Here is a 25168-nt window from a genome sequence, read left to right on the forward strand (position 1 = left end):
AGGGCGCATTCTCCACGAGAAGCCCGGCCGAAGCAGTCGCCTCGCCACAAAACCCGGAATGCGGGGACAATCAGCCCCTTACCCGCATTACTCTCTTATTGGAAAGCTCGCCTTGAAAAAGACTTATCAGCTGCGCATCGAAGGCAAAAACCCCGACCGCCTCCTCGAAGCAATCAAGTTCGAGATCCGCAAATACATCAAGCGCGAACAAGGCAAGGCCCTGCCCAAAGGCTTTGACATCTGGGACTTTGACTGCCACATCGGCGCCGACGAAGCCACAGCCCAGGTGACCCATCCGGCCGAGATCAACCCCGCCATTGACGACGTTGTCAAAACCGGCGCCACGTCCTTCTATATCGCGTTGACGGCCAAGCCGGCCCAGCGCCGCCCGCGCCAAGCTCCTACCCTGATCCCGCGCAACGGCGGCGAAGCGGACGACGCGCTGGACGACTGATTCAGACCGGCAGTTGGGCAGTTGGGCAGTTGGGCAGTTGGGCAGTTGGGGATCATGCCCTTGCAGGCAATGAATACAGGCCCAGGCCCGGTCTAGCCACTCAGACTTGGCTGGGGGAATAGAACCTCACCCCGCCCTGCCCCACGGCCTTGGCCTCGTACATGGCCTTGTCGGCCTTGGCCATGATCTCCGCACGGGTCTGGCCGTCCTCCGGGAAGCGGCCGATGCCGATGCTGGCACCCAATTGCAGCTGATGCCCTTCGTAGGCGATGGGCGCGGTCAGGCAAGCCAGCAGCTTTTCCGCGATGGCTGCCACATGCTCCATCTGGGTCTGCGAGTCCAGCAGCACCACAAACTCATCACCGCCCAGGCGCGCCACGGTGTCAGCCTCGCGCATCATTCCGAGCAAGCGCCCGGCCACGATCTTCAAGACCGCGTCGCCGGCATCATGGCCGAAGCGATCGTTCAGCTGCTTGAAACGATCCAGGTCGATGAAGAGCACGCAGACCCGCCCACCATGCCGCCGGGCATGTGCGCAGGCGGTGTCGAGCCGGTCTTCCAGCAAACGCCGATTGGGCAGGCCGGTCAGCATGTCATGCTGAGCCAGGTGCTCCAAGGCCTCTTGCTTGCGCATCAAATCGGCCAGTTGCTCCTTGATCTGCTCTTGCATCTGCGCAAAGTTGCGCGCCAGGCTGCCGATCTCATCTTTGCGGGTCAAGGGCAAAGCACCCGCCGGCAGTCCTAAGGCAAAGCGCTGCGCGGCGGCGCTGACCGCATTGATCGGGCGGGTGAAGGCACGCGCCAGGCCGATCGCCAGCAGCAGGCAGAGCAGGCACAGCACCGCCACGATCTGGAGTGTGGTCAGCGCCAGCTCCCGGGTCCGGCCCAGCACATCATCCAGCGGCTGGGCCAGGCCCAGAACCATTCGCCCATCACTGGAACGGACCCGAATATCCTGGACGATGAAGGCCGCAACGATGGGCTCCAGCGCATGCGCGCCCTCACTGGCCTCGAACACCGCCTGGGTGCTGGCATCTGAGATTAACTCGGTCAGCCTGGGCATTTCATCTTGAATCAATTGACGCTGGCCGCGATCAAAACCAAAGGTTTTTTGCGCGTCCGGGTGAATCAAGATGTCACCCTCGCCGTTGGCCAAAAAGACTTGGTAGCTGGGAGGCAAGTCGGCTTTGAGCATGGAGAACATGCCGTTCAGGTCTAGATTCACCACCACCAGGCCTAAGGCAGCGGCTGCGTTGTTGTCGGCATTGCCAGCCACCCGCACTGGCATGGCCAGCTGCAAAGTGGGCTTATCCTGACCGGCATTGGCTCCGCGCTCGTGATTGATGCTGATGCGTGACAAATAGGTCTCGCCAGCGGCGAGCTTCAAGGTGTCGGCCACATAGTCGTAGTGGCCCTTTTCCTGCAAATCAGGGCCCTGCACACGCTGCAAGCTGCCGTCTCGCCGGTCCACCCGCACCCGCTCCAGGCCGTAGTCATGGGCCGAGATCAGGCGCAGTTGAAAGTAAGCCGGGTTGGCGCCCATGAACTGCGCGAACAAAGTGGCCACTTGATCTGCCGCCGCCAAGTCACCCGGCTTGAGCAAGGCCTGCACGGCGGCCGGGTGGCTGCTCATCACCAAAAGGTGGCGGCTGATTTCCTCCCGGCTCACCGCGATGCGGCGTGATAGCACCCGGGTTGATGTCAGCAGCTCCTGCTTGGCCGTGTTGACCAACATATCGCGGCTGGCCTCATAGGCATAAAAGCCGGTCAGGCCCGCGGCTAACACGCCCACGGCGGCCAGCAGCAGGCCCAGTTTGACGGCGATGCCTTGAGCCCAGACTTTCATGGCTCCAACACCTTGGCCAAGCGATCACCCGAAATGATGCGCGCCCACAGCTGGTTGCGCCGCTCTTCGCTTTCCACCGGCTCCAGCCACAAGAGCTTGTCATCCGCCCGATAGTCCTTGGACGCCATCATGGCGCTGCCCAAGCCTTGGCTGCTGCCCAGCATGCGGCTGGTTTCGTCTTCCAGCATATGGTTGATCCAGGCATGCGCAAGCTTGCTGTCTGAGGCCCCCGCGCCAACGACCCAACAGTCCAGCCAAGCCAGGGCGCCCTCCTTCGGAATCACATAGGCCGCATCCACGCCGGCCTCTTGCAACTCCAGCAACTGCTGGCGACCGAAGTTGGCGAACATCAGGGCGGCTTGGCGACGCTTGAACAGCGCCACCGACTCATCCGGCTGGGTATAGAAGCCGCCCGCATTGCGGCGCAAGGCGATCAATTGCTCAACCGCCGGCGCCCAATTCGCCGTACTCAAGGTAAAGGGATTGCCCAGCCCTAAGCGCAGCGCGGCCAAGCTGAAGTTATGGGTGCCGCCGTTATAGGCAATGACGCGGCCGCGGTAACGCGCATCCCACAGGTCAGCGATGGAATCTGGCGCGCGCTGAACCTGGCTACGGTCATAGATGAGACCCATTTCCGCATAAGCGAAGGGCACGCCGAAAAACGCGCCGTTGGCGCCTAGGCTAGGCAGGGCATTGGCCTGCCGAAATCGGGGGAGTTGCCGCGCAAGATTCGGGATCAGGTCAGGGCTGATGGGCTGCACCAAGCTTTGGCGCCGATAACGTCTGAGTTCCGCCGTATTGACGGCAAACACATCGTAGTCCCGCCCCTTGTTGGCATTCATCTTTTGCCACAAGTCGACATCGGAATCGATCACCGTCAGCGCAACCTGCACGCCGCTGCGGCGCTCAAAGCTTCGCATGGCCTCAGGATCGACATAGCCAGGCCATGCCAGCACACGCAGACGTTTTTTGTCCCCGGCCCATGCGGACGCCACCCCAGACAAAGCCGAGGCGCCAAGAACTCCACAAAAACTACGACGCTGCCACATGAGCTGAATTCACAAATTTGCGGTGCGGCCAGGCCTCAAGTGAGTCTTGAGAGCCCTTCCAGAGGTCGAAGCTCTGATCTTCCGCGCTGCCAAGGGTATTTCACCGCATCGGCAGAGCGCAAAAACAAAATTCGATACTTTTTGCACACACAAAAAGCACGTCAGTCCATGCAAGGGCCTCCCTGACCTGCAATTCGGCAGGCCAAAGGGGGCCTTAGTCGCTCAAAACGCGGCGATCCCCGTCATGGCACGGCCCAGAATCAAGGCATGGATGTCGTGGGTGCCTTCGTAGGTATTGACCACTTCCAGGTTGACCAGATGGCGGGCAATGCCGAACTCGTCGCTGATGCCATTGCCACCCAGCATGTCCCGAGCGGTGCGGGCGATGTCCAGGCTCTTGCCGCAGCTATTGCGCTTCATGATGGAGGTGATCTCCACCGCGGCCGTGCCTTCGTCCTTCATGCGACCCAGGCGCAAGCAGCCCTGCAGGCCCAGGGTGATCTCGGTCTGCATATCGGCCAGCTTCTTCTGCACCAACTGGTTCGCAGCCAGGGGCTTGCCGAATTGCTTGCGGTCCAGGGTGTACTGGCGAGCCTTGTGCCAGCAGTCTTCCGCCGCACCCAGCGCGCCCCAAGCGATGCCGTAGCGGGCGCTATTCAGGCAGGTGAACGGGCCTTTCAAGCCGCGCACCTCGGGGAAGGCGTTTTCCTCGGGGCAGAACACCTCGTCCATGACGATTTCGCCGGTGATGGAGGCACGCAAGCCCACCTTACCGTGGATGGCCGGGGCGCTCAGGCCCTTCCAGCCCTTTTCCAGCACGAAGCCGCGGATGGCGCCTTCATCGTCCTTGGCCCAGACCACAAACACATCGGCCACCGGGCTGTTGGTGATCCACATCTTGCTGCCAGTGAGGCTGTAGCCGCCCGCCACCTTCTTGGCCCGCGTGACCATGGAGCCGGGGTCGGAGCCATGATTGGGTTCGGTCAGACCGAAGCACCCAATCCATTCACCCGTGGCCAGCTTGGGCAAATACTTCTGCTTGGTCGCTTCGTTGCCGAAGTCGTTGATCGGCACCATCACCAGCGAGCTTTGCACGCTCATCATGGAGCGGTAGCCGGAATCCACCCGCTCCACCTCACGGGCGATCAGACCGTAGGCCACATAGTTGAGGCCGGGGCCGCCGTATTCGGGCGCGATGGTGGGGCCCAGCAGGCCGATCTCGCCCATCTCGCGGAAGATGGCCAGATCGGTGCGCTCATGGCGGAAGGCCTCCAGCACGCGCGGCGCCAGGCGTTCCTGGCAATAAGCAGCCGCGGCATCGCGGATCATGCGTTCGTCATCGCTCAGCTGCTCATTCAAGAGCAGCGGGTCGTCCCAGTGAAAAGAAGCTTTGCTCATTTTTTGTCTCCAAGAATCTGCATCGTAATTCAGGCCGCGGCTAGCGCCGGCGCCACCGCCGTGACCTCGATTTCCACTTTGGCGCGATCCTCCATCAGCGCCACCACCTGCACCGCGCTCATGGCGATTTGGTAGTCGCTGCCCAAAACCTCGCGGTAGACCTGGCCCAGCTCGCGGCCGCGCGCCAGGTACTCGCGCTTGTCGATCACATACCAGGTCATGCGGGTGATGTGCGCGGGCAAGGCGCCGGCCTCGGCCAGCACGGCACGGATGTTCAGCAAGGCCTGGCGCACCTGCGCAATGAAGTCATCGCTCTCGAACTGGCAAGCGGCATTCCAGCCGATTTGGCCGGCCACGAAAATTTGCCGCCCGCTGGCCACCACGCCATTGGCATAGCCACGCGGCGCAGCCCAACCTGCCGGTTGCAAGACTTGTTTGTGCGTGTTTGTTGTCATGTGTTTACTGCTCCTAGCGCGCGGCTCAATGCCTCGCGCAAATCATCGGGAAAGGGGGTGGGTTTGTGGGTCAGCAAGGAGGTGCAGACCAGCACCTGCGCGAAGCGTACCCGCAGGCCATCGGTGCCCGCGAATTCAATCGCCAGGCTCAGCGAGGTGCGGCCCAATTTGACGATTTGAATGCGCTGCGTCAGCCAGTCGCCCATGCGGCTGACGCGCTGAAAGTCCGCGCTCAAATGCACGCTGGGCATGCCGACTCGGCGCGGGCCCAACAGTTGCGCATAGTCCACCTGCAAGCCTTGGGTGAACCAGTCTTCCACCAAGGCATTGAGCATTTCAAAGTAGCGCGGGTAGAAGACGATGCCGGCCGGGTCGCAATGACCGAAGCGCACCAACTCACGCCGCTCAAAAACAAAGTTAGTCACCAGCGTCAAACTCCAAGGTATCGGTGCCACAGGGCGTGGTCGGCATCCAGTGCGGCCGAGTCCCCCTGCCACACCATTTGCCCACGCTCCAGAATGTGATGGCGGTCCGCCAGGCGAATCAGGCGCTTGACGTATTTATCCACCACCAGAATTGTCTGCCCGGCTTCACGCAAAACCTGCAAGCAGCGCCAGATTTCTTCGCGGATCAGCGGCGCCAGGCCTTCGGTGGCCTCATCGAGAATCATCAGGCGCGGATTGGTCACCAAGGCCCGGCCGATGGCCAGCATTTGCTGCTCACCGCCCGAGAGCTGATTGCCCATATTCGAAGCGCGCTCGCGCAGGCGCGGGAACAACTCGAACACCCGCTCCACCCCCCAAGGTTCAGCTGCGCCACTGCGATTGGCCGCAAAAGCCTGCAAATGCTCACGCACCGAAAGATTGGGAAACACCTGCCGGCCTTCTGGCACGATGGCCAGGCCTAAGCGCGCGATGCGGTCGGCCGACCAGCCATTGATGACTTCACCGCAAAAGCGGATCTGCCCGGCCTGAGGCTTCATCCAGCCGGTCAGGCAACGCAGCGTGGTGCTTTTGCCCATGCCGTTGCGACCCAGCAGCGTCACCACCTCGCCGGCCTGCACGGACAAATCCAGGCCGAACAAAACCTGGCTGCTACCGTAGGCGGCCTCCAGGCCGCTGACTTCCAGCAAGCTGCTCACAGCGCCGCCTCCATCTCTTCATCGCCCAGATAGGCTTTTTTGACCTCGGGATGAGCGCGAATCTCATCCGGTGTGCCGCTGGCAATGACCCGCCCGAACACCAGGGTAGAGATGCGATCCGCCAGACGGAACACCGCGTCCATATCGTGCTCCACCAGCAGCAGGGTCACCTCTTGCCGCAACGATTGCAGCAGCACGACCATGCGCTCCGATTCGTCGGGCCCCATGCCGGCCATGGGCTCGTCCAGCAAAAGCAAGCGCGGCCGTGCCGCCAGGGCCAGGCCCAATTCCAGCTGCCGCTGCTCGCCGTGTCCAAGGGCGCCGGCTTGGCGCTGCGCCTGCGCGGCCAGGCCGATGCGCACCAGCAAGTCCTGGGCCTCGGCGCGCAGGGCCGCGTCAGCTGCAGCCTTGCGCCACAAACTGGGCCAGCCGGGCCGGCGCGCCTGAACGGCTAAGCAGAGGTTGTCCAGCACGCTGAAGCTTTTGAAGATGCTGGTGATCTGATAAGAGCGCACCAGCCCGGCCCGCACCCGCGCGGCCATGGGCATGAGGGTCAAGTCTTGCCCTGCAAAAAGAATGCGCCCAGCATCGGGCTTGAGCGCCCCCGAGATTTGATGAATCAAGGTGGTTTTTCCCGCACCATTGGGGCCGATCAAGGCATGCACCTCGCCGGCCTTGACCTCGAAGCTGGCGTGGTCGGTGGCTGCCAAAGCACCGAAGCGCTTGATCAAGCCTTCCACCTTCAGCAGCGGCTGCGCGTCAGTCATTTCTTTTCCCTCCGCAGCCGAGCGAAGCTGCCGGCCAGGCCCTTGGGCGCAAACAAAACCACCAGCAGGAGCAAGAGCCCCAGCACCATCTGCCAGTGCAAGGTGTAGCCAGAAAGCACTTCTTCCAGCAGCAACAAGACCGCCGCGCCCAAAACCCCGCCCCACAAAGCCCCGGCGCCGCCGAGGATCAGCATGATGAGCAACTGCCCCGACTGCGACCAATGCAGCATATGCGGCGTGACCAGGCCGTTCAGATTGGCCAGCAACGCTCCCGCCAAGCCCGCCAAGGCCCCCGCCAACACAAAGGCCTGCCACTGCACGGCAAACACCGGGCTGCCAACGGCGGCCATGCGCTGTTCGTTCTCCTTGATGCCTTGCAAGAGTTGGCCGAAGGGCGAATTGACCCAGCGCTGCAGGGCGGCCATCACCAGTGCGCCCAAGGCCAGGATCAGCCAGTAAAACTGCGCATCGTTTTGCAGATCCAAGCCTGGGGCCAGGGAGCGCTGCGGCAGCGGCATGCCGTCTTCGCCGCCATAAGCCTTCAGCGAGACCATGAGGTAATAAAACATCTGGGCGAATGCCAGGGTAATCATGATGAAGTACACGCCCCGGGTGCGCAGACTGATGGCGCCGATCAAAGCCGCCGCCAGCGCGCTGACCGCCATGGCCAGCGGCCAGGCGACCCAGGCTTGCACCACGCCAGCCTCGGCCAAGATGCCTACCGTGTAAGCGCCCAGGCCCACAAAAGCCGCATGGCCAAAGCTGACCATGCCGCCGAATCCCAAGATCAGGTTCAAGCTGGAAGCAGCGATGGCGAAAATCAGCACCCGGCTCATCACGCCCAGGTAGAACTCCATGCCCAAGGCGGTGAGCAAGGGCGGCAAAGCGGCGAGCAAGAGCAGAAGGCCATACGCCCAGACACCCAGGCCGCGATGATGAAGCGATTGACTCATGGCGCTCATCCCCGCGCCGGGAACAAGCCCGCCGGTTTCCAGAACAAGACCGCGGCCATCAGCACATAGATCAGGATGGACGCCAGTGCCGGGCCCAAATTGCTGGCAACCTCGGGCGACGCCACCTGGCGCAGCAAGGCCGGCAACAAGGCACGGCTGCAGGTATCCACCAGGCCAACAGCCAAAGCCCCCACCAGCGCACCGCGGATGGAACCGATGCCGCCGATGACGATCACCACAAAGGCCAGGATCAGAATGCTCTCACCCATGCCCACCTGCACCGCCAGCAAAGGCCCCAGCAGCGAGCCCGCCAAGGCACACAGCGCCGCGCCAAAGCCAAAAACCAGGGTGAACAAGCGGCCGGTATTGACACCCATGGCCATGGCCATGGGCCGGTTCGATGCACCCGCCCTCACCCACATGCCAATGCGGGTACGCGTCACCAACACAAACAGCAGCAAAGCCACCGCCAAGCCAACGCCGATGATGAGCAGGCGATAGGCCGGGTACAGCAAGCCAGGCAGCAACTCCACCGGGCCAGACAAGGCCGCCGGCGTGTTGAGCATCATGGGCTGTTCGCCCCAGATCATGCGCACGCCTTCATTGCAGATCAGGATCAAGGCGAAAGTGGCCAAGACCTGGGATAGGTGATCGCGCTGATAGAGCCGGCGCAAAAGCGTCAACTCCAGCAACATGCCAAACAACGCCGTGCCCACCAGCGCCGCCAGCACCGCGAGCGCAAAAGAGCCAGTGGCCTGCGCCGTGGCCGCAGCCAAATAGGCGCCCACCATGTAGAGCGAGCCATGGGCCAGATTGATCATGTCCATGATGCCGAACACCAGCGTCAGGCCGGCAGCCAGCAGGAACAACATCAGGCCAAACTGCAGGCCATTGAGGGCCTGCTCGGTGATCAAGATCCAGTCCATTGCGTCCTATTCAATTGAAGATCGCTTGCTGCTTTCGCAGCATGCACAGCGATGCCGCTTGTTTGGCTGCTTCGCATAGCGAAGTCAAGGAGGAGGCGAAGGCCGCAGGCCTGAGCCGGGGGACATGAGCGGCGCGAAGTAGGCAAACAATCAAGCAGGCACGCCACTCCGCACCATCTCTGACTCGAACTCAGGGGAACAGGCGGGCGCTGCCGCTCATGTCCCCCGGCCACGGCCTGCGGCCGCGGCCTCCGCCTTGACTTCGCGCCAGAGCCCGCCTGCTCCCCTTGGCCAGCGGGCTGGCGCGCCAAGCCCTTACTCTCACTGCATCTTGCAAGATGCCGCGTACGCGTCCGCATGATTGCTGAAGATCTTGCCCAGAGTCTTGTTGGTGACCCGGCCTTGCGCGTCCTTGGTGATCACGCGCAGGTAGTAGTCCTGAATCGGGAACTGGTTGTTATTGAACTTGAAGCCGCCGCGGATGGAGTTGAACTTGGCGGCCTTCAAGGCCTTCAGGAGCGCCGGCTTGTCTTCGATCTTGCCTTTGACATCACGCACCGCGGCGTCCATCAGCAAGGCGGCATCGTAGCCTTGGGCGGCGAACATCGATGGCAGACGGCCGTAGTCTTTCTGGAAGTCGGCCACAAACTTTTTGTTGCCGGCGTTATCCATGTCATGCGCCCATTGAGAGCTGTTGAACATGCCCAGCATGGGCTCGCCCACGGCCTTGATCACATCCTCGTCAGCCGAAGTGCCGGGGCCGAACAAGGTGATGTCCTTGGACAAGCCCGCACCCACAAATTGCTTGATGAAATTGATGCCCATGCCGCCAGGCAGGAAGATGTACATGCTGTCGGGCTTGGCCGCACGGGCTTGCGCCAGTTCGGCGGCGTAGTCCAGCTGGCCGAGCTTGGTGAAGATCTCTTCCACCACCTCGCCCTTGTAGAAGCGCTTGAAGCCAGCCGCTGCGTCCTTGCCCGCCGGGTAGTTAGGCGCCAGGATCACCACCTTTTTGAAGCCTTTGTCCGTCATGGTCTTGCCAATGGCTTCGTGGACGTTGTCGTTCTGCCAGGCCACATTGAAGAAGAATGGGTTGCACTGCTCCCCCGCGTATTGCGAGGGGCCGGCATTGGCGCTGATGTAAGGCGTCTTGCTGGCGAAGACGCTGGGGCCTACAGCCAGCATCAAGTTGGAGAACACGATGCCGGTCATGAAGTCGACCTTGTCGCGCTTGATCAGGCGGTCCGAGGTCTGCTTGGCGACTTCGGGGTTCTGCTGGTCATCGGCCGTGATCAGCTCAACAGGCAGGCCGCCGAACTTGCCGCCGCTGTGCTTGAGCGCCAGCGCAAAGCCATCGCGAATGTCCACGCCCAAGCCGGCGCCCGGGCCCGACAAGGTGCTGAGCAAGCCGACCTTGACCTTGTCAGCCGCCTGGGCCTGATTGGCGCCCAGCGCCATGCAGAGCGCCAACAGGCTGAGGTTCAAACGCTGATTGTTCTTTGCTGCCAACTTCATCATCGAGCTCTCCTTGAATGGAATAGGGATCACGCGGGCCTACCGGCCGAGGATCTGGTTCAGGACGACTTCACCGCCGCATCGCTGCGCAAGCGAAAGCGCTGCAATTTGCCCGTTTCGGTGCGTGGCAGTTGGCTGGTGAACTCAATGGCGCGCGGGTATTTGTAAGGCGCCAGTTGCGCCTTCACAAAGTCCTGCAAGGTCTTGACCATCTCGGCGCTGGCCGACTGACCTGGCCGCAAGACCACAAAGGCTTTGACGATCTGCCCCCGCGCTTCATCTGCCTGCCCCACCACTCCGCATTCCGCCACGGCCGGGTGCAATAAGAGGGCTGCTTCCACCTCCGGCCCGGCGATGTTGTAGCCCCCGGAGATGATCATGTCATCGGTGCGCGACTGGTAGACGAAGTAACCCTCATCGTCCACCAAATACGCGTCCCCCGTCAGGTTCCAACCCTTGAGCACATAGTTAGCTTGGCGCGGGTCGGCCAGGTAGCGACAGCCCGTCGGCCCCTTGATCGCCAAGCGGCCGATTTGGCCCGCAGGCAAGACCTGACCCTCATCATCCAACACGCAAGCCCGGTAGCCCGGCACCGGCTTGCCGGTAGCACCGGGCTTGGCCGTGGACTCGTCGTGCGAGATGAAGATGTGCAGCAGCTCGGTGGCGCCGATGCCGTCGATCAGCTCGATGCCGCTGGCGTCCTTCCACAAGGCCCGGGTGGCCGCCGGCAGCGCCTCACCGGCGCTGACACATTTGCGCAAGCTGCTGACGTCGTGCTGAGGCAGTTGCGGCGCCATCACCCGGTAAGAGGTGGGCGCGGTGAAGCACACGGTGGCGCGGTACTTGGCAATGGCGGGCAACAAGGCGTCCGGCGTGGCCTTTTCCAGCAGCACGGCAGAGGCCCCCACCGTCATCGGGAAGAGTAGCAAGCCACCCAGGCCAAAGGTGAAGGCCAAGGGCGGGCTACCGATGAAGATATCGTCCGCCTGGGGTTTCAGTACATGCGGCGGCCAGCAGCGGCAGATCGCCATCACATCGCGATGGAAGTGCATGCAACCCTTGGGCTTGCCGGTAGTGCCGGAGGTGAAGGCGATCAGGCAGCAATCATCGGCGGCGGTGTCCACATTGCTGAATTCGGCGGGCTTGGTGGCGGCGATAGCTTCCAAGTTGTCCGCCCCATCGGCGCTGCTGCAGTTGAACAGCCGGATCTCGCGCAGCGTCGGGCATTGCGCTTGCGCCGCGCGCAAGTCATCGATCAGGCGTGCGTCGCACAGGGCATGGCTGACCTCGGCTTTTTGAATCACTTGGCTGAGCTCACCGCCACGCAACATGGGCATGGTTGCCACCGCAATGCCGCCGGCCTTTTGCACCGCAAACCAGCAGGCCGCCAGCTGCGGCGTATTGGCGCCGCGCAGCAGCACCCGGTTGCCAGGCACCAGCCCCATGTCTTGCACCAGCACATGGGCGATGCGGTTGGCCTTGGCCTGCAGATCGGCGTAAGTCCAGCGCTCACCACGATCCCCTTGCAAGCACAGTCGCTCGCCCTGGCCTTCGCTCACCCAGCGGTCCAGCAATTCGCTGGCGCAGTTCAGGCGTTCGGGGAACTTCAGCTCGGGCAGCTCGAAGATCAGTTCGGGCCATTGCTCGGGGGGCGGCAAGTGCTCGCGGGCGAAGGTGTCGAGGTGGGCGGTGTAGGTCATGGCTGAGGCCCCTCAGAACAGTGGGTGGCGTTGACTTGGGCGAGCTTTGCTAAGTTGGTGAGGCCCAGCCGGGATTGCGTCCCGGCGGCCGCCACGGCTCGCTTCACATCGCCTCGATGGGCATCAGCGCTTCGCGCTGAACGCCATGTCGGCTGCTGACCGAGGCGACGCGTAGCGAGCCGTGGCCTGCATCCCCCCTTCTGCATGGGCGAGGAGCGGAAGGTTTTCTGGGCGTCGCGAAGCGACTTCAAGGACTGACTTCGCGCAGCTGTTTGAGCGTAGTGAGCGTAGCGAACAAAGCGAGTTCTGCGCGAGCCCAGAAAACCTGAGCACCACAGCGAACCCCGCAGGGGCCATGCAGCAGGGGCGGCTTCTTTGCCTACTTTCTTGGGCGTCCAAGAAAGTAGGTCGCTCGCGGGGGCGAACTCCCCGCTGGGCCGCCCCACAAGCCGTTCGCACGAAAACCGGCCGCACCTCATCGCAACAAATCCCGCCCGATGATGAGCTGCTGCACCTCGCTGGCCCCTTCGTAGATCCGCAAAGCGCGAATCTCGCGGTAGAGCTGCTCCACCATCTCGCCGCTGCGCACGCCCCGGCCGCCAAAAATCTGCACGGCGGCGTCAATCACCTGCTGTGCGCCCTCAGTAGCCATCAGCTTGGCCATGGCCGCTTCGCGCGTCACGTTCTGGCCCTGGTCACGCTGCCAGGCGGCACGGTAAACCAGCAGTGCCGAGCTATCCACTGTGCAAGCCATGGTGGCCAGCTTGGCCTGTGTCAGCGGCAAATCTGCCAAGCGCGCACCAAACATAGCCCGGTTCTTGGCTTGCGCCAAACCCTCTTGCAAGGCCCGGCGCGCAAAGCCCAGGGCGGCGGCGGCCACCGAGGTGCGGAACACATCGAGCGTGCGCATCGCGATCTTGAAGCCCTCGCCCGCCGCGCCAATCAGCTGGCTCTTGGGCACCCGGCAATTCACAAAGCGCAGGCGCGCCAGCGGGTGCGGTGCGATCACCTGAATACGCTCGGCAATCTCAAAGCCAGGCGTGTCGGCATCGACGATGAAAGCACTGATGCCGCGCGAGCCGGGAGCTTCACCCGTGCGTGCGAACACGGTGTAAAAACCCGCGATGCCGCCGTTGGAGATCCAGGTTTTCTCGCCGTTCAGCACATAGCAGTCGCCGTCTTCCACCGCACTGCATTGCATCGCCGCCACGTCAGAGCCCGCCTCGGGCTCCGACAAGGCAAAGGCCGCCAACACTTCACCGCGGGCCACCCGAGGCAGATAACGCTCCCGCTGCGCGGCGCTGCCGGCCAGCGAAATTGCACCTGAACCCAGGCCTTGCATGGCAAAGGCAAAGTCGGCCAGGCCGTTGTGGCGGGCCAGGGTCTCGCGCAGCAAGCAGATGGCGCGGGTGTCGATCACCTCGGCTGCGCCACCCAAGGCCTGGCCGGCAATCGCGTGACGCAGCCAACCGGCGGCGCCCAGCTGTTTGACCAATGACTGGCACTCAGCATCCACATCCGCCGCGTGGCCGGCGTGCAGATGGGCGCCACACCACGCATCCAACTCGGCCGCCAATTCACGGTGACGCGCGTCGAAGAATGGCCATTCCAGATGTTTGAGATGGGGCATGGCTCAATCTCCCTTGAATGCCGGCCGCTGCTTGGCGACGAAGGCGTGATAGGCGCGCTGAAAGTCCTGGGTCATCATGCAGATGGCCTGTGCCTGCGCTTCGGACTCGATGGCCTCGTCCACGCCCATGGCCCATTCCTGATGCAGCATCTTCTTCGTCATGGCATGGCCAAAGCTGGGGCCGCCGGCAATTTGTTCGGCCCAGGCCACGGCGTTACTCAAGACCTCTGCGGGTTCGACCAGGCGGTTCAGAAAGCCCCACGTCAAGGCCTCGTCGCCGCCCAAATTGCGGCCGCTGTAGAGCAAATCAGAAGCGCGGCCCTGGCCGATGATGCGCGGCAAGAGGCTGCACGCGCCCATATCGCAACCGGCCAGGCCGACGCGGCTGAACAAAAACGCGGTCTTACTGCGGGCGGTGCCCACGCGCAGATCTGAGGCCATGGCGATGATGGCGCCGGCGCCTGCGCAAACGCCATCAATGGCCGAGATGACAGGCTGCGGGCAAGCCCGCATGGCCTTGACCAAATCACCCGTCATGCGGGTGAAGGCTAGCAAATCGGGCATGCTCATCTGGGTCAGCGGACCGATGATTTCATGCACATCGCCGCCGGAGCAAAAGTTCTCGCCGGCGCCCTGCACGACGATGGCACGCACCTCGTCCACATAGCTCAGCGTGCGAAACAGATCGCGCAGCTCGGCATAGCTCTCGAAGGTGAGCGGATTCTTGCGCTCGGGCCGGTTCAGGGTGATCACACCCACCATGCCGCGCTGCTCCCAGGCGAAATGTTGGGCCGCGAAGCCTTGCAGGCTGCGCTGGTTGCCGGCCAGGAGGTGGCTGTCCATCGGCTTCTTCATTGGTGTGTCGCTCATCGCTTGCTCGTCCTGTCCTTGGCGCGTGGTTTTGGCGGGGTCAGGTCTTGCCCCGCAGCGTCTAACGCGCCCAAATGTGTTTTCAATTCGGCCAGCAAGCCGTGTACTTGCGCTTGCTGCTCGGCATTCCAGCCGCCCAACAATTCCAGCACCCATTGCTCATGGGTGCTGGCCATGCGCTTGAACTGGCGCCGGCCCTGCGGCGTGAGTTTGACGGAAAAGCTGCGCCGGTCGCTGGGGTGCGGGGCGCGCAACACCAGGCCTTCGGCCTCCAACTGATCGGTGATGCCGGTGATATTGCCGCCGGTCACCATCAGGCGCTGCGACAGCTCGCGCATGCTCAGGCCCTGCGGGTGACGCTCCAGTTGCGCCAGCAAGTCAAAGCGCGGCAAGGTGGTCGCAAAGTCTTGCGCCAAGCGCTTGCGGATCACCGCCTCGACTCGGGTAGTGCAACTGAGCATGCGCAACCAAAGCCTGAGGGCTTGATGGGTTTGATGATCCTGCCCCTGCAGGCGCGACTCCAGATCGGGCGTCTCGGTGGCTGCCACGGTGCTCACATCAGCTCCCCACCGCACACGGCAATCGACTGACCATTCATGGCGCCAGCGGCCGGGCGGGCCAGCCACAGCACGGCATCGGCCACTTCGGCCGGCTGCACCAATCGCCCCTGCGGATTGCTGGCCGCGAAGCCGGCCAGGGCTTGCTCGGCCGTGCGGCCGGTCTTTTGCACCAGGGTGTCGACGGCCCGGCTGATGATGTCGGTTTCGGTATAGCCCGGGCACACCGCATTGACGGTGATGCCGCGCTGGGCCACTTCCAGGGCCAGGGCGCGGGTTAAGCCCAGCACGCCATGCTTGGCGGCACAGTAGGCCGCCACATAGGGGTAGCCCGTCAAAGCCGCGGTGCTGGCGACATTGATGATGCGGCCGAAGCCCTGCTCCAGCATCGCCGGCAAGACTTCGCGGCTGCACAAAAAAGTACCGGTCAGGTTGACACCCAGCATGGTCTGCCACAAGTCCAGGCTGCTGCGTTGCAGAGGCGCGGTTTGAACCTGGCCGGCGTTATTGACCAAAATGGCCGCCGGCCCGAAGGCCCCTTGGCTCAGCGCAGCGAAGGCCTGCTGCACGCTGGCCTCCTCGCTCACATCCACGGTTTGCAGCGCCAAGCGGCCGGGAGCTTGCAAAGCAGCGAATTGCGCCTGCAAGCGTTCCAGGTTGCGGCCCATCAAGGTGACATTGGCGCCGGCAGCCAGCAAGGCCTGGGCGATGGCCGCCCCGATGCCGCTGCCGCCGCCGGTGACGACGGCGTGCTTGCCGTGCAGAACAAGCTCGCTAATTCCTTCCTTGCTCATACGCCCAGCGCCTTCAAATCCTGCGCCTGTGCGGCGGCGCCCTGGGTGCGCTGGCGCTCAAACTCGCGCTCCAGCTGTTGCTTGCCCGCCAAGTAGGGCTGCGGCCAGGCCAATCCAACCGGGCCGGTGTAACCGATGCGCGCGGCTTCTGTCAGCGTCCAGGCCGGGTTGGCCAGATGCGGGCGGGCAACGGCGCAAAGGTCCGCCCGGCCGGCCGCGATGATGCTGTTGACATGATCGGCCTCGGAAATGCCGCCCACCGCCATGGTCGGGATGCCGACGCGGTTGCGAATGCTCTCGGCGAAAGGGGTTTGCCACATGCGGCCGTAGACCGGCCTTTCCTGCTTGCTGACCTGGCCGGAGGACACATCGATCAGGTCCGCCCCAGCGGCCTTGAAGGCTGCGGCGATTGCCACCGCATCTTCGGGCGTGGTGCCACCGGCCACCCAGTCATTCGCGGAGATGCGAACCGACATGGGCCGATCCGCCGGCCACAAGGCCCGCATGGCCGCAAACACTTCGAGCGGGAAGCGCAGGCGATTGGCCAGGCTGCCGCCGTAATCATCCTCGCGCTGATTCGTCAGCGGCGAGATGAAGCTGGAGAGCAAATAGCCGTGGGCGCAATGCAGCTCCAGCCAGTCGAAACCAGCCGCAGCAGCGCGGCGGGTGGCGGCGCAGAAGTCGGCCTTGACCTGCGCCATCTCGGCCAGGCTGATGGCGCGCGCGGTCTGGCTCACGCCCGCCAGATACTGCTGGCTGGAGGCCGACACCAGCGGCCAATTGCCCTCTAGGAGAGGCTGGTCAGTCCCCTCCCAACCGACACGAGTCGAGCCCTTGGGTCCGGCATGGCCCAGCTGCATCGCAATCTTGGCGCTGCTGTGCTGATGCACGAATGTGACGATGCGCGCCCAGGCCTCGCCCTGCGCATCGGTATAGAGGCCGGGGCAGCCGGGGGTGATGCGGGCATCGGCGGATGTGCAAGTCATTTCGGCAAACACCAGGCCGGCGCCGCCCAGGGCGCGTGCGCCCAAATGCGCCAGGTGGTAGTCGCCGGGCAGGCCGTCCACGCAGCTGTATTGCGCCATCGGCGACACCACCACGCGGTTTTTCAGCGTCAGGCCGCGCAAGGTGAAGGGAGTGAACATGGGCGGCACGGCCGCATGTTCGGGCGCCAGGCCAGCCCGCTCACCCAGCCATTGCTCAAAGCCACGCACATAGGCGGGATCACGCTGGCGCAGGTTCTCGTGCGAGATGCGTTGCGAGCGGGTCAGCAAGGAATAGGCAAATTGCTCAGGGGCCAGGTGCGCGTGACGGGCCACGTTCTCAAACCACTCGGTGGAGTTGCGCGCCGCATTTTGAATGCGCAACACCTCGATGCTGCGGCTGGCTTGATACTGCGCCAAGGCGGTGGGCAAATCAGACTCATGAGCGGCGATGTCTTGCGCCAGCGCAATCGCATCTTCCAGCGCTAGCTTGGTACCCGATCCAATGGAGAAATGCGCCGTGTGCGCCGCATCGCCCATCAACACCACCGGCGTGCCCTGGGCGTTGACATGCACCCACTGCTTGCACACCACGCGCGGGAAGCGTATCCACTGGGCCGAGCCGCGCAGATGGGCGGCATTGGAGCGCAGCGAGTGGCCGTCCAGCACCTTGGCAAACAAGCGCTCGCAAAAGGCAATGCCCTCTTCCTTGCTCATGGCCTCGATGCCGGCAGCTTGCCAGACTGATTCCGGCGCCTCGACGATGAAGGTCGAGGTGTGCTCGTCAAAGCGGTAAGCATGGGCCTGGAACCAGCCCCATTCGGTCTGCTGAAAATCGAAGGTAAAAGCCTCGAACAAGCGACTGGTGCCCAGCCAGACAAAACGGCATTGGCGCAGGTCGATATCAGGCTGATAGGTGGCGGCGTATTTCTGGCGCAGGCGGCTGTTCAGACCGTCGGCGGCGATGATGAGATCAGCCTCAATCTCGCCGTCGTCCGGCACATCGGACTCGAAGCGCAGATCCACACCCAGCTCCACGCAGCGCGCCTGCAAGATCTGCAGCAATTGCATGCGGCCGATGCCGCAAAAGCCGTGGCCGCCGGAGCGCATCGTGCGCCCCTGAACATGCACCTCGATATCGTCCCAATGGTTGAAGGCCTGCAGAATCGCATCGGCCGTTTTGGCGTCGGCCGCCCGCATGGCGCCGAGTGTTTGGTCAGAGAACACCACGCCCCAGCCGAAGGTGTCGCCGGGCTTGTTGCGCTCCAGCACGGTGATGTGATGGTTAGGGTTTTGCTGCTTCATCAGCAGGGCGAAATACAGGCCAGCCGGGCCTCCACCAATGCAGCAAATGCGCATATCAAATCTCCTCGGGTTGATCGCACTTTAGGCATGGATAGTTGAGGTGTCAATCAATTAATCGCGCTTGTGCATGGGACTTTCCCGCAGCGAAAATGCATCGCACACTTGTTGCTTGCTTGTTGGGATTAACCGACACCACGCCGCGCCACGCCTTGTTAAGGTGCCGACCGTTCAAGCCACGGGAGAAATGATGACCACACCAGCAGCGCCAACAAGGCCACAACGCCTCTGGGATATTTCGCCCCTGGTGTCGACACAATCACCCATCTTCCCGGGCGACGAAGCCTACTCACTGCGCTGGACCGCCCGGCTCTCGCCCGAGTGCCCGGTCAATCTCAGCGCCCTCACCATGTCACCCCATGTGGGCGCGCATGCGGATGCACCGCTGCACTATGCAAACGGCGCGGCCAGCGCGGCCGAGGTGGATCTGGCGGCCTATCTGGGCCCATGCAGGGTTATTCACGCCATTGATTGCGGCCCTTTGATTCGCATCGAGCATTTGCAGCATGCAGCCGCAGACCTGCCCGCACGCGTGCTGGTGCGCTGCTGCGAGCGCGCCGATACGCAATGGAACCCCGAGTTCAGCGCCTTTGCCCCCGAGACCGTGGCCTGGCTGGCCGCGCAAGGTGTGCAACTGATTGGCCTGGACACGCCATCGGTGGACCCTGCCAGCAGCAAGAGCCTGGACAGCCACCAACAACTACTGGCCCTGAATCTGCGGGTGCTGGAGAACCTGGTGCTGGACGAGGTCGCCGAAGGCGACTACGAATTGATTGCCCTCCCCCTCAAACTGGCCGGGGCCTGCGCCTCGCCGGTGCGCGCCGTCTTGCGCGAACTTTGACCACAAGGAAGACCCATGAACGCGACCAACATCAGCCGGCAAGACTGCCTGGCGCTGGACCAAGCCGACGCCTTGCGCGAGCTGAAAGACCAGTTTGACCTGCCCGCCGGCGTGATCTACCTGGACGGCAACTCTCTGGGCGTGCTGCCGCGCGCCACGCTGGGCCGGGTGCAGCAGGTGATCAGCCAGGAATGGGGTCAGGGCTTGATCAAGAGCTGGAATGATGCCGGCTGGATCGACTTGCCCGAGCGCATCGGCAACAAGATCGGCCGCCTGATCGGCGCCAAGCCCGGCGAGACCATCGTGGCCGACTCCACCTCGCTGAATCTATACAAGGTGCTGTCCGCCGCGCTGACCCTGCAGCGCCAGGCCGACCCGGCGCGCACGGTGATCGTGTCCGAGCGCAGCAACTTCCCTACCGACCTCTACATCGCCCAAAGCCTGGCCCAGCAGCACGGCGCCCGCCTGCACCTGGTCGACGATGTGGCGGAGATTCCCGCCCTGTTGAACCAGGAACTGGCCGTGCTGATGCTCACGCATGTGAACTACCGCACCGGCTACCAGCATGATATGGCCGCGCTGACTGCCGCTACCCATGCGGCGGGCGGCCTGGCAGTGTGGGATCTGGCGCATTCGGCCGGCGCGGTGCCGGTGGACCTGAACGCGGCGGACGCCGACTTCGCCATTGGCTGCGGCTACAAATACCTCAACGGCGGCCCAGGCGCGCCCTCGTTTGCCTGGGTCAACCCACGCTGGGCCGATCAGGCGCAGCAGCCCTTGGTCGGCTGGCTGGGACATGCCGCGCCCTTCCAGTTCAGCACCGACTACCAGCCTGCTGCCGGCATCAAGCGCTTTGTCTGCGGTACGCCCGCGCTCTTGTCCATGTCAGCACTGGAATGCGGCGTGGACACCTTGCTGGCTGCCGAGCAGTTCGGCGGCATGGCGGCGCTGCGCAGCAAGTCCGTGGCACTTACCGAGTTGTTCATCGAACTGGCCGAAGCGCGCTGCGGCGAGCTGGGCGTGCGCCTGGCCTCGCCGCGCGAAGCCCAGCTGCGCGGCAGCCAGGTGTGCCTGAGCCTGGCCGCGCCACTGGAGCATGCCGGCTACGCCGTGGTGCAGGCCTTGATCGCGCGCGGCGTGATCGGCGACTTCCGCGCCGGCGACCCGCAGCGCCTGGACGCCGTGCCGCACATCTTGCGATTTGGCTTCACGCCGGCCTACATCGGCTTCACCGATGTGTTTGACGCGATCGAACATCTGCGCGAGGTGCTCAGCACCCAGCAATGGCAAGAACCCCGCTTCGCCCAGAAAGGCAAGGTCACATGAGCTGCCCCTACCATCCGCAAGACCCGCAAGACAGCCAAAGCCAGCCCGCCCAAAGCACGACTGGCCACACCGAGCAAATCGTCCAGCAAGAAGGCGCGCAGCTCGATTTCTCGAAAGATATGAGCTACGGCGACTATCTGCATCTGGACCAGATTCTGGGCGCCCAGAAGCCGCTTTCGCCCGAGCACAACGAGATGCTCTTCATCGTCCAGCACCAGACCTCGGAGCTGTGGATGAAGCTGATGCTGCACGAGATGGAGGCGGCCGTGGCCAAGCTGGCGGCGGACCAGCTGCCGGAATCCTTCAAGATGCTGGCCCGGGTCTCGCGCATCATGGAGCAGCTGGTGCATGCCTGGGACGTGCTGGCCACGATGACGCCGCCGGAGTACTCGGCCATCCGCCCCTATCTCTCCAACAGCAGCGGCTTCCAAAGCGCGCAGTACCGCCGCATCGAGTTCATGCTGGGCAACAAGAATGCCGCCATGCTCAAGCCCCACGCCCACCGGCCCGACTTGCTGGCCGGGGTGGAAGCCGCCTGGCGTGCGCCTTCGCTGTATGACGAGACCCTGCGCCTGATGGCACGGCGCGGCATTCAGGTCCCGGCCGAAGCCTTGAACCGCGACTGGACCCAGCCCTATGCCGCCAGCGAAGGCGTCAAGGCGGCCTGGCTGGAGGTCTACCGCCAACCTCAGGCGCATTGGGATCTCTACCAGATGGGTGAAGAGCTGGTCGATCTGGAAGACGCCTTCCGGCTTTGGCGCTTCCGCCACGTCACCACGGTGGAGCGTGTCATCGGCTTCAAGCGCGGCACCGGGGGCACCTCGGGCGTGGGCTATCTGCGCAAGATGCTGGATGTGGTGCTCTTCCCCGAGCTGTGGGCCTTGCGCACCGAGCTTTAAGCAAGCGCTAGAGCGCCTGCCTGGCCGGCTTTCGGTAGCTAAACCCCAACGCGCAGGCCCTGCCTTCTGCTATAAACCCTTGAGCCGAGCGATCTCGGCTCAAGGAGTTTGTGGACATGGTTCGACGCGACCCGTGGCGCAAGTTTGTCAGCCAACTCGGCTTGAGTTGCGGCCTGCTCCTTGCCTGCGCGCTCACGCCTGGCACCGTACAAGCCGGCGAAGTGATGCAGCGGGTGCTGCAATCCCACAAGCTGCGCGCCTGCATCTGGCCGGGTTACTACAGCATCAGCTACCGCAGCCCCCGAACGCAGCAACTCAGCGGCATCGATATCGACCTGGCCAAAGCCTTTGCGCAAGACCTGGGCGTCACGCTGGAATTTGTCGAAACGACCTATACCCGGCTGATCGATGACCTTCGGCAAGACCGCTGCGATGTGGCCATGTTCGGCATCGGCGTCACGCCCGAGCGGCAAGCCAAGCTGAATTTCTCCGCCGCTTATTTGCAAAGCGGCATCTACGCCCTGGTGTCACGCAGCAGCCGCGTCGTCAAGACCTGGGCCGATATCGATCAGCCCGGCGTGCGCGTGGCCGTGCCCGCCACCAGCTTTATCGCGCCCCTCATGGCCGGCTGGCTACGCCAGGCGCAGTCGGTGCCGCTGCAGATGGAACAGAACTACGAGCTGGAACTGGAGTCGGGCCGGGTCGATGTCTTCATGGTGGACTTTCCCTTCAGCCAATACCTGCTGGCCAATACCGACTGGATTCGGCGCCTGAGCCCGCCCAAGCCACTGGCCGCCATGCCTTACGCCTATGCGGTAAAGCCGGGCGACGAGGCCTGGCTGCAGCGCCTGAATCAGTTCGTCAGCGCCATCAAGCGCGATGGCCGCCTCGCCGCCGCTGCGGGCAAGAACGGCCTCACAGAAATCATGGTGCGCCATTGAGCCCCGGCACGCCTGACCCAAGCCAAACGGCGCAGCCAAGCCCTGCTGCCCGGACCGCCAGGCCTTTTGCGGCCCAAGGTACTCTGCAAGCCAAACTCAAGCGCCCCCTGCCCAGTTGGCTGAACGCCACGCTGGCACTTTGGGGTACGGCCGCGGTGGCGCTTCTGCTGAGCGTGCTGGCCATGGGCATGCTGTGGCTGAGCTACGCGCAAGAGCGGCTGGCCGAGCAGGAACAGGCCGAACTCTTCGCCAAAAGCCTGGAATGGCATACCAACCAGACCTTGGCGGCTACCGAGCTGACCCTGCGCAGCCTGACCCGCGAACTGGACGGCAATGAAGGCGATGACAAGCCCGCCCCACCAGCCAAAGCGCCGGCCTTGAGCGCCGCGCGCAGCTTGGAGCTGCGCAATCAATTGCTGTATCAAGCCTTGGCCACACGACCCTTTGTGCGCAGCTTCTCGCTGCTCAATGCGCAAGGCATGGTGCTGGCCAGCAGCAATCCGGCCAATATTGGTGCCAGCCTGCCCCTGGCGCAGCTGCGAGGCTCTGCCCAGCCCATCCACAGCCGCCCCGACGGCTTGGGCCGCTTGCTGACCGGGCGCGATCTGGGTGAGCGGATTGACCCGGCACGACTTGCGGAAGGCGAACAGCGCGCTAGTTCAAGCGCGGCCCGCAGTCATGGGCCGTTTTACGTGCCGCTGAGCCTGCAGCTGGGTGTGCAAGCCGCCCGCGGCTATATGGTTGCCACCCTCAACCCCGACTACTTTGCGAATGTGTTCGATAGCCAGCTCGGCCGTAGCGGCCATGTCGCCGCCTTGGTCGGCCTGAATGGCCAGTTGATCGCCGGCAGCGAGGATCTGAAGCTCAACACCGGCACCCTGGTGAACGAGCATCTGGTGTTCAAGCAAAAGCTGCCGACCCAGGAAGAAGGCAATTACAAAGACCGGGGCCTGCTCGGCCAAAGCAGTTTGGGCAGCTACCGCCTGACGCATAACTACCCCTGGGTGGTCATGGTGGAGGTGCCGCGAAGCCTGGTCTGGTCGCATGTCCAAGCGGAGGTGCAAGCCGTGCTGCTGGCCTATCTCGGCAGCCTAGCCCTGATGCTGGTCTTGGGTATCTTCGCTTGGCGCGCCCTGTCGGCTTATGACCAAGCCCATATCGAGTTGGCGCAAATGCACCACAGCCTGGCGGCCCGGGAGCGCGAGCAAAGCCTGCTGATCGAGAACGTGCAGGAGCTGATGTTCCGCACCGATACCCAGGGCGTTTTGCAATTCATCAACCACGCGAATTTCCTGGCCGGCAAGGATGGCGCGCCCGTGCTGGGGGCAGCGTTCGAAACCCTGGTCGACGAGCGCGACCTCGCCAAGGTCCGCAACCTGTTCCGCAGTGCCAGCGGCTTCCTCAAGCTGCCCATCGCCCTGCGCATGCTGGCGCAGAACGGGCGCCAGCGGGTACTGGAAGTCAGCGTGACCCCGTTTCGAGACACCGAAGGCCAGCTGGCCGGCTATGTTGGCTTCGCCATTGATGTGACCGAGCGTGAAGAAGCCCGAACCCGCCTGCAGGCCCAGCTCGAGTTCACCGCGCGCATGATCGATGTCTGCCCCGTCCCGCTCTATGCCAAAGATGCCTCCTTGCGCTATGTGATGGTCAATCAGGCCTGGAGCGAAATCACCGGCATCGCCAAGAACATTGCCATGGGGCGTCGCTTCAGCGAACTCAAGCCACCGTCCATTGCCACCGCCGTGGAGGAACGCGACAACTGGCTGCTGAACAACGGCGGCAGCGAGCACAAAGAGATCCATGATGCCCAACGCACCTTGCTGACCCACAAGACCGTGTTCACTGACGGCCATGGCAAGGTCGCCGGCGTGGTGGGCAGCGCGGTAGACATCAGCCGCTTCATCGAAGCGGAGGAGCAAATCCGCGAGGCCCGCGACGCCGCCGAGCAGGCCAACCGGATCAAGACCGAATTCGTCGCCAATATGAGCCATGAGCTGCGCGCGCCGCTGCAAAGCATCATCGGCTTCTCAGAGCTCGGGCAGGAACGCAGCCACGAGTCCCCGCGTCTACAAGGCATGTTCCAGCGCATTTTCAGCGCCGGGCACCGCATGCTGGAGCTGGTCAACAATCTGCTCGACCTGTCTCGGCTGGAAAGCCCGGTCGGACATCTCAGCTTGCTCAAGCAAGACTGCCGCCCCCTGATCGACCAGCTGCTGAACGAGTACCTGTCGCTGGCTGCCGAACGCAAGATCAATTTACAGGCCCAGTTGCCCGAGCAGCCCCTGATGGCCTCGGTGGACGCAGCCCGCCTGCAGCAAGTGCTGCGCAATATGCTGGACAACGCCTTGCGCTTCTCCCCGGCGGACAGCCGCATCGAACTCAAAGCCTCCAGCGACGCCCAGGGCCTGCGCATCAGCGTGCGTGATCAAGGCCCGGGCATCCCGGAGGCCGAGATGGAAAGCATTTTTGCGCCCTTCGTCCAAGGCTCGCTGAGCAAGGATGCATCCGGCAGCAGCGGCGGCAGCGGCGGCACTGGCTTAGGGCTGGCAATCTGCCGCAAGATCATGAACGCACATGGCGGCAGCATCACCGCCCACAATCACCGCGAAGGTGGTGCTTTGTTCGAGCTGCGCTTGCCGCCCTGCTGAACGCCTGCCCAGTCGCTCCTTCACGGCACGGGCGGCACGCGGATGAGGCACTGGCGATGCACAAGAAGCCTTTTGTACGGCGGCCTACAATCCGCCGATCTTTTTCACGGCTC

General features: G+C 63.5%; 22 protein-coding genes. 6 read left to right on the plus strand and 16 right to left on the minus strand.

Annotated features, from left to right (window positions below; translation table 11 throughout):
* Window positions 1-112 precede the first annotated feature (112 nt).
* Window positions 113-454: a DUF6172 family protein gene (locus AABB87_RS03760; RefSeq protein WP_341969916.1), complete on the plus strand. Its 342-nt coding sequence runs from the start codon at window positions 113-115 to the stop codon at window positions 452-454.
* Between the two features lie 100 nt (window positions 455-554).
* On the opposite strand, the gene AABB87_RS03765 is transcribed toward AABB87_RS03760, so the two are convergent.
* The 16 genes from AABB87_RS03765 to AABB87_RS03840 form a co-directional block, all read right to left on the minus strand.
* Window positions 555-2300: a diguanylate cyclase domain-containing protein gene (locus AABB87_RS03765; RefSeq protein WP_341969918.1), complete on the minus strand. Its 1746-nt coding sequence runs from the start codon at window positions 2298-2300 to the stop codon at window positions 555-557.
* Window positions 2297-3349, minus strand: a complete 1053-nt coding sequence (locus AABB87_RS03770) for an ABC transporter substrate-binding protein (protein WP_341969919.1) — start codon at window positions 3347-3349, stop codon at window positions 2297-2299. Before AABB87_RS03770 ends, AABB87_RS03765 begins: the two co-directional genes overlap by 4 nt.
* Before the next feature lie 222 nt (window positions 3350-3571).
* Window positions 3572-4747 carry an acyl-CoA dehydrogenase gene (locus AABB87_RS03775; protein ID WP_058720043.1) on the minus strand — a complete coding sequence of 392 codons (1176 nt, stop codon included), beginning with the start codon at window positions 4745-4747 and terminating at the stop codon, window positions 3572-3574.
* Window positions 4748-4776: 29 nt separating this feature from the next.
* Window positions 4777-5202 carry a RidA family protein gene (locus AABB87_RS03780; protein WP_341969921.1) on the minus strand — a complete coding sequence of 142 codons (426 nt, stop codon included), beginning with the start codon at window positions 5200-5202 and terminating at the stop codon, window positions 4777-4779.
* Window positions 5199-5627 carry an acyl-CoA thioesterase gene (locus tag AABB87_RS03785; RefSeq protein ID WP_058722230.1) on the minus strand — a complete coding sequence of 143 codons (429 nt, stop codon included), beginning with the start codon at window positions 5625-5627 and terminating at the stop codon, window positions 5199-5201. The genes AABB87_RS03780 and AABB87_RS03785 overlap by 4 nt, the downstream gene beginning before the upstream one ends.
* A 5-nt stretch (window positions 5628-5632) precedes the next feature.
* Window positions 5633-6343 carry an ABC transporter ATP-binding protein gene (locus tag AABB87_RS03790; protein WP_442952177.1) on the minus strand — a complete coding sequence of 237 codons (711 nt, stop codon included), beginning with the start codon at window positions 6341-6343 and terminating at the stop codon, window positions 5633-5635.
* Window positions 6340-7110, minus strand: a complete 771-nt coding sequence (locus tag AABB87_RS03795) for an ABC transporter ATP-binding protein (RefSeq protein ID WP_341969923.1) — start codon at window positions 7108-7110, stop codon at window positions 6340-6342. Before AABB87_RS03795 ends, AABB87_RS03790 begins: the two co-directional genes overlap by 4 nt.
* A complete protein-coding gene (locus AABB87_RS03800; RefSeq protein ID WP_341969924.1) occupies window positions 7107-8063 on the minus strand; it encodes a branched-chain amino acid ABC transporter permease in 957 nt (318 codons plus the stop codon). Before AABB87_RS03800 ends, AABB87_RS03795 begins: the two co-directional genes overlap by 4 nt.
* A gap of 5 nt (window positions 8064-8068) precedes the next feature.
* Window positions 8069-8989 (minus strand): branched-chain amino acid ABC transporter permease, encoded by a 921-nt coding sequence (locus tag AABB87_RS03805; RefSeq protein ID WP_341969926.1) that lies wholly within the window; start codon window positions 8987-8989, stop codon window positions 8069-8071.
* 321 nt (window positions 8990-9310) lie between these two features.
* On the minus strand, window positions 9311-10504 hold the full coding sequence (locus AABB87_RS03810) for an ABC transporter substrate-binding protein (RefSeq protein WP_445944833.1): 1194 nt from the start codon (window positions 10502-10504) through the stop codon (window positions 9311-9313).
* 59 nt (window positions 10505-10563) lie between these two features.
* On the minus strand, window positions 10564-12204 hold the full coding sequence (locus AABB87_RS03815; RefSeq protein WP_341969928.1) for a benzoate-CoA ligase family protein: 1641 nt from the start codon (window positions 12202-12204) through the stop codon (window positions 10564-10566).
* A 475-nt stretch (window positions 12205-12679) separates the two neighbouring features.
* Complete coding sequence (locus tag AABB87_RS03820) at window positions 12680-13834, minus strand: acyl-CoA dehydrogenase family protein (protein ID WP_341969929.1); 1155 nt, start codon at window positions 13832-13834, stop codon at window positions 12680-12682.
* A 3-nt stretch (window positions 13835-13837) separates the two neighbouring features.
* Window positions 13838-14689, minus strand: coding sequence for an enoyl-CoA hydratase family protein (locus AABB87_RS03825; protein ID WP_341970271.1), 852 nt, complete (start codon window positions 14687-14689; stop codon window positions 13838-13840).
* Between the two features lie 11 nt (window positions 14690-14700).
* The gene (locus AABB87_RS03830; protein ID WP_341970272.1) at window positions 14701-15252 is read right to left on the minus strand and encodes a MarR family winged helix-turn-helix transcriptional regulator; all 552 of its coding nucleotides are present in this window, start codon (window positions 15250-15252) and stop codon (window positions 14701-14703) included.
* Window positions 15253-15257: 5 nt separating this feature from the next.
* Complete coding sequence (locus tag AABB87_RS03835; protein WP_341969931.1) at window positions 15258-16055, minus strand: SDR family NAD(P)-dependent oxidoreductase; 798 nt, start codon at window positions 16053-16055, stop codon at window positions 15258-15260.
* The gene (locus AABB87_RS03840) at window positions 16052-18397 is read right to left on the minus strand and encodes a bifunctional salicylyl-CoA 5-hydroxylase/oxidoreductase (protein ID WP_341969932.1); all 2346 of its coding nucleotides are present in this window, start codon (window positions 18395-18397) and stop codon (window positions 16052-16054) included. The genes AABB87_RS03835 and AABB87_RS03840 overlap by 4 nt, the downstream gene beginning before the upstream one ends.
* Window positions 18398-18590: 193 nt before the next feature.
* Here AABB87_RS03840 and kynB point away from each other — a divergent pair, with 193 nt between their 5' ends.
* The 5 genes from kynB (at window position 18591) to AABB87_RS03865 (ending at window position 25055) form a co-directional block, all read left to right on the plus strand.
* The gene (gene kynB, locus AABB87_RS03845) at window positions 18591-19241 is read left to right on the plus strand and encodes an arylformamidase (protein ID WP_341969934.1); all 651 of its coding nucleotides are present in this window, start codon (window positions 18591-18593) and stop codon (window positions 19239-19241) included.
* Window positions 19242-19256: 15 nt separating this feature from the next.
* Window positions 19257-20567 (plus strand): kynureninase, encoded by a 1311-nt coding sequence (gene kynU / locus AABB87_RS03850; protein WP_341969935.1) that lies wholly within the window; start codon window positions 19257-19259, stop codon window positions 20565-20567.
* Entirely contained in the window at window positions 20564-21466 is a 903-nt protein-coding gene (kynA, locus tag AABB87_RS03855; protein ID WP_341969936.1) for a tryptophan 2,3-dioxygenase, read from the plus strand. Before kynU ends, kynA begins: the two co-directional genes overlap by 4 nt.
* 116 nt (window positions 21467-21582) lie before the next feature.
* Window positions 21583-22407 (plus strand): substrate-binding periplasmic protein, encoded by an 825-nt coding sequence (locus AABB87_RS03860; RefSeq protein WP_341969938.1) that lies wholly within the window; start codon window positions 21583-21585, stop codon window positions 22405-22407.
* Window positions 22404-25055, plus strand: a complete 2652-nt coding sequence (locus tag AABB87_RS03865; RefSeq protein ID WP_341969940.1) for an ATP-binding protein — start codon at window positions 22404-22406, stop codon at window positions 25053-25055. Before AABB87_RS03860 ends, AABB87_RS03865 begins: the two co-directional genes overlap by 4 nt.
* Window positions 25056-25168: the final 113 nt, after the last annotated feature.

This window comes from Roseateles sp. PN1, from assembly GCF_038419725.1.
Taxonomy (GTDB): Bacteria; Pseudomonadota; Gammaproteobacteria; order Burkholderiales; family Burkholderiaceae_C; genus Paucibacter_A.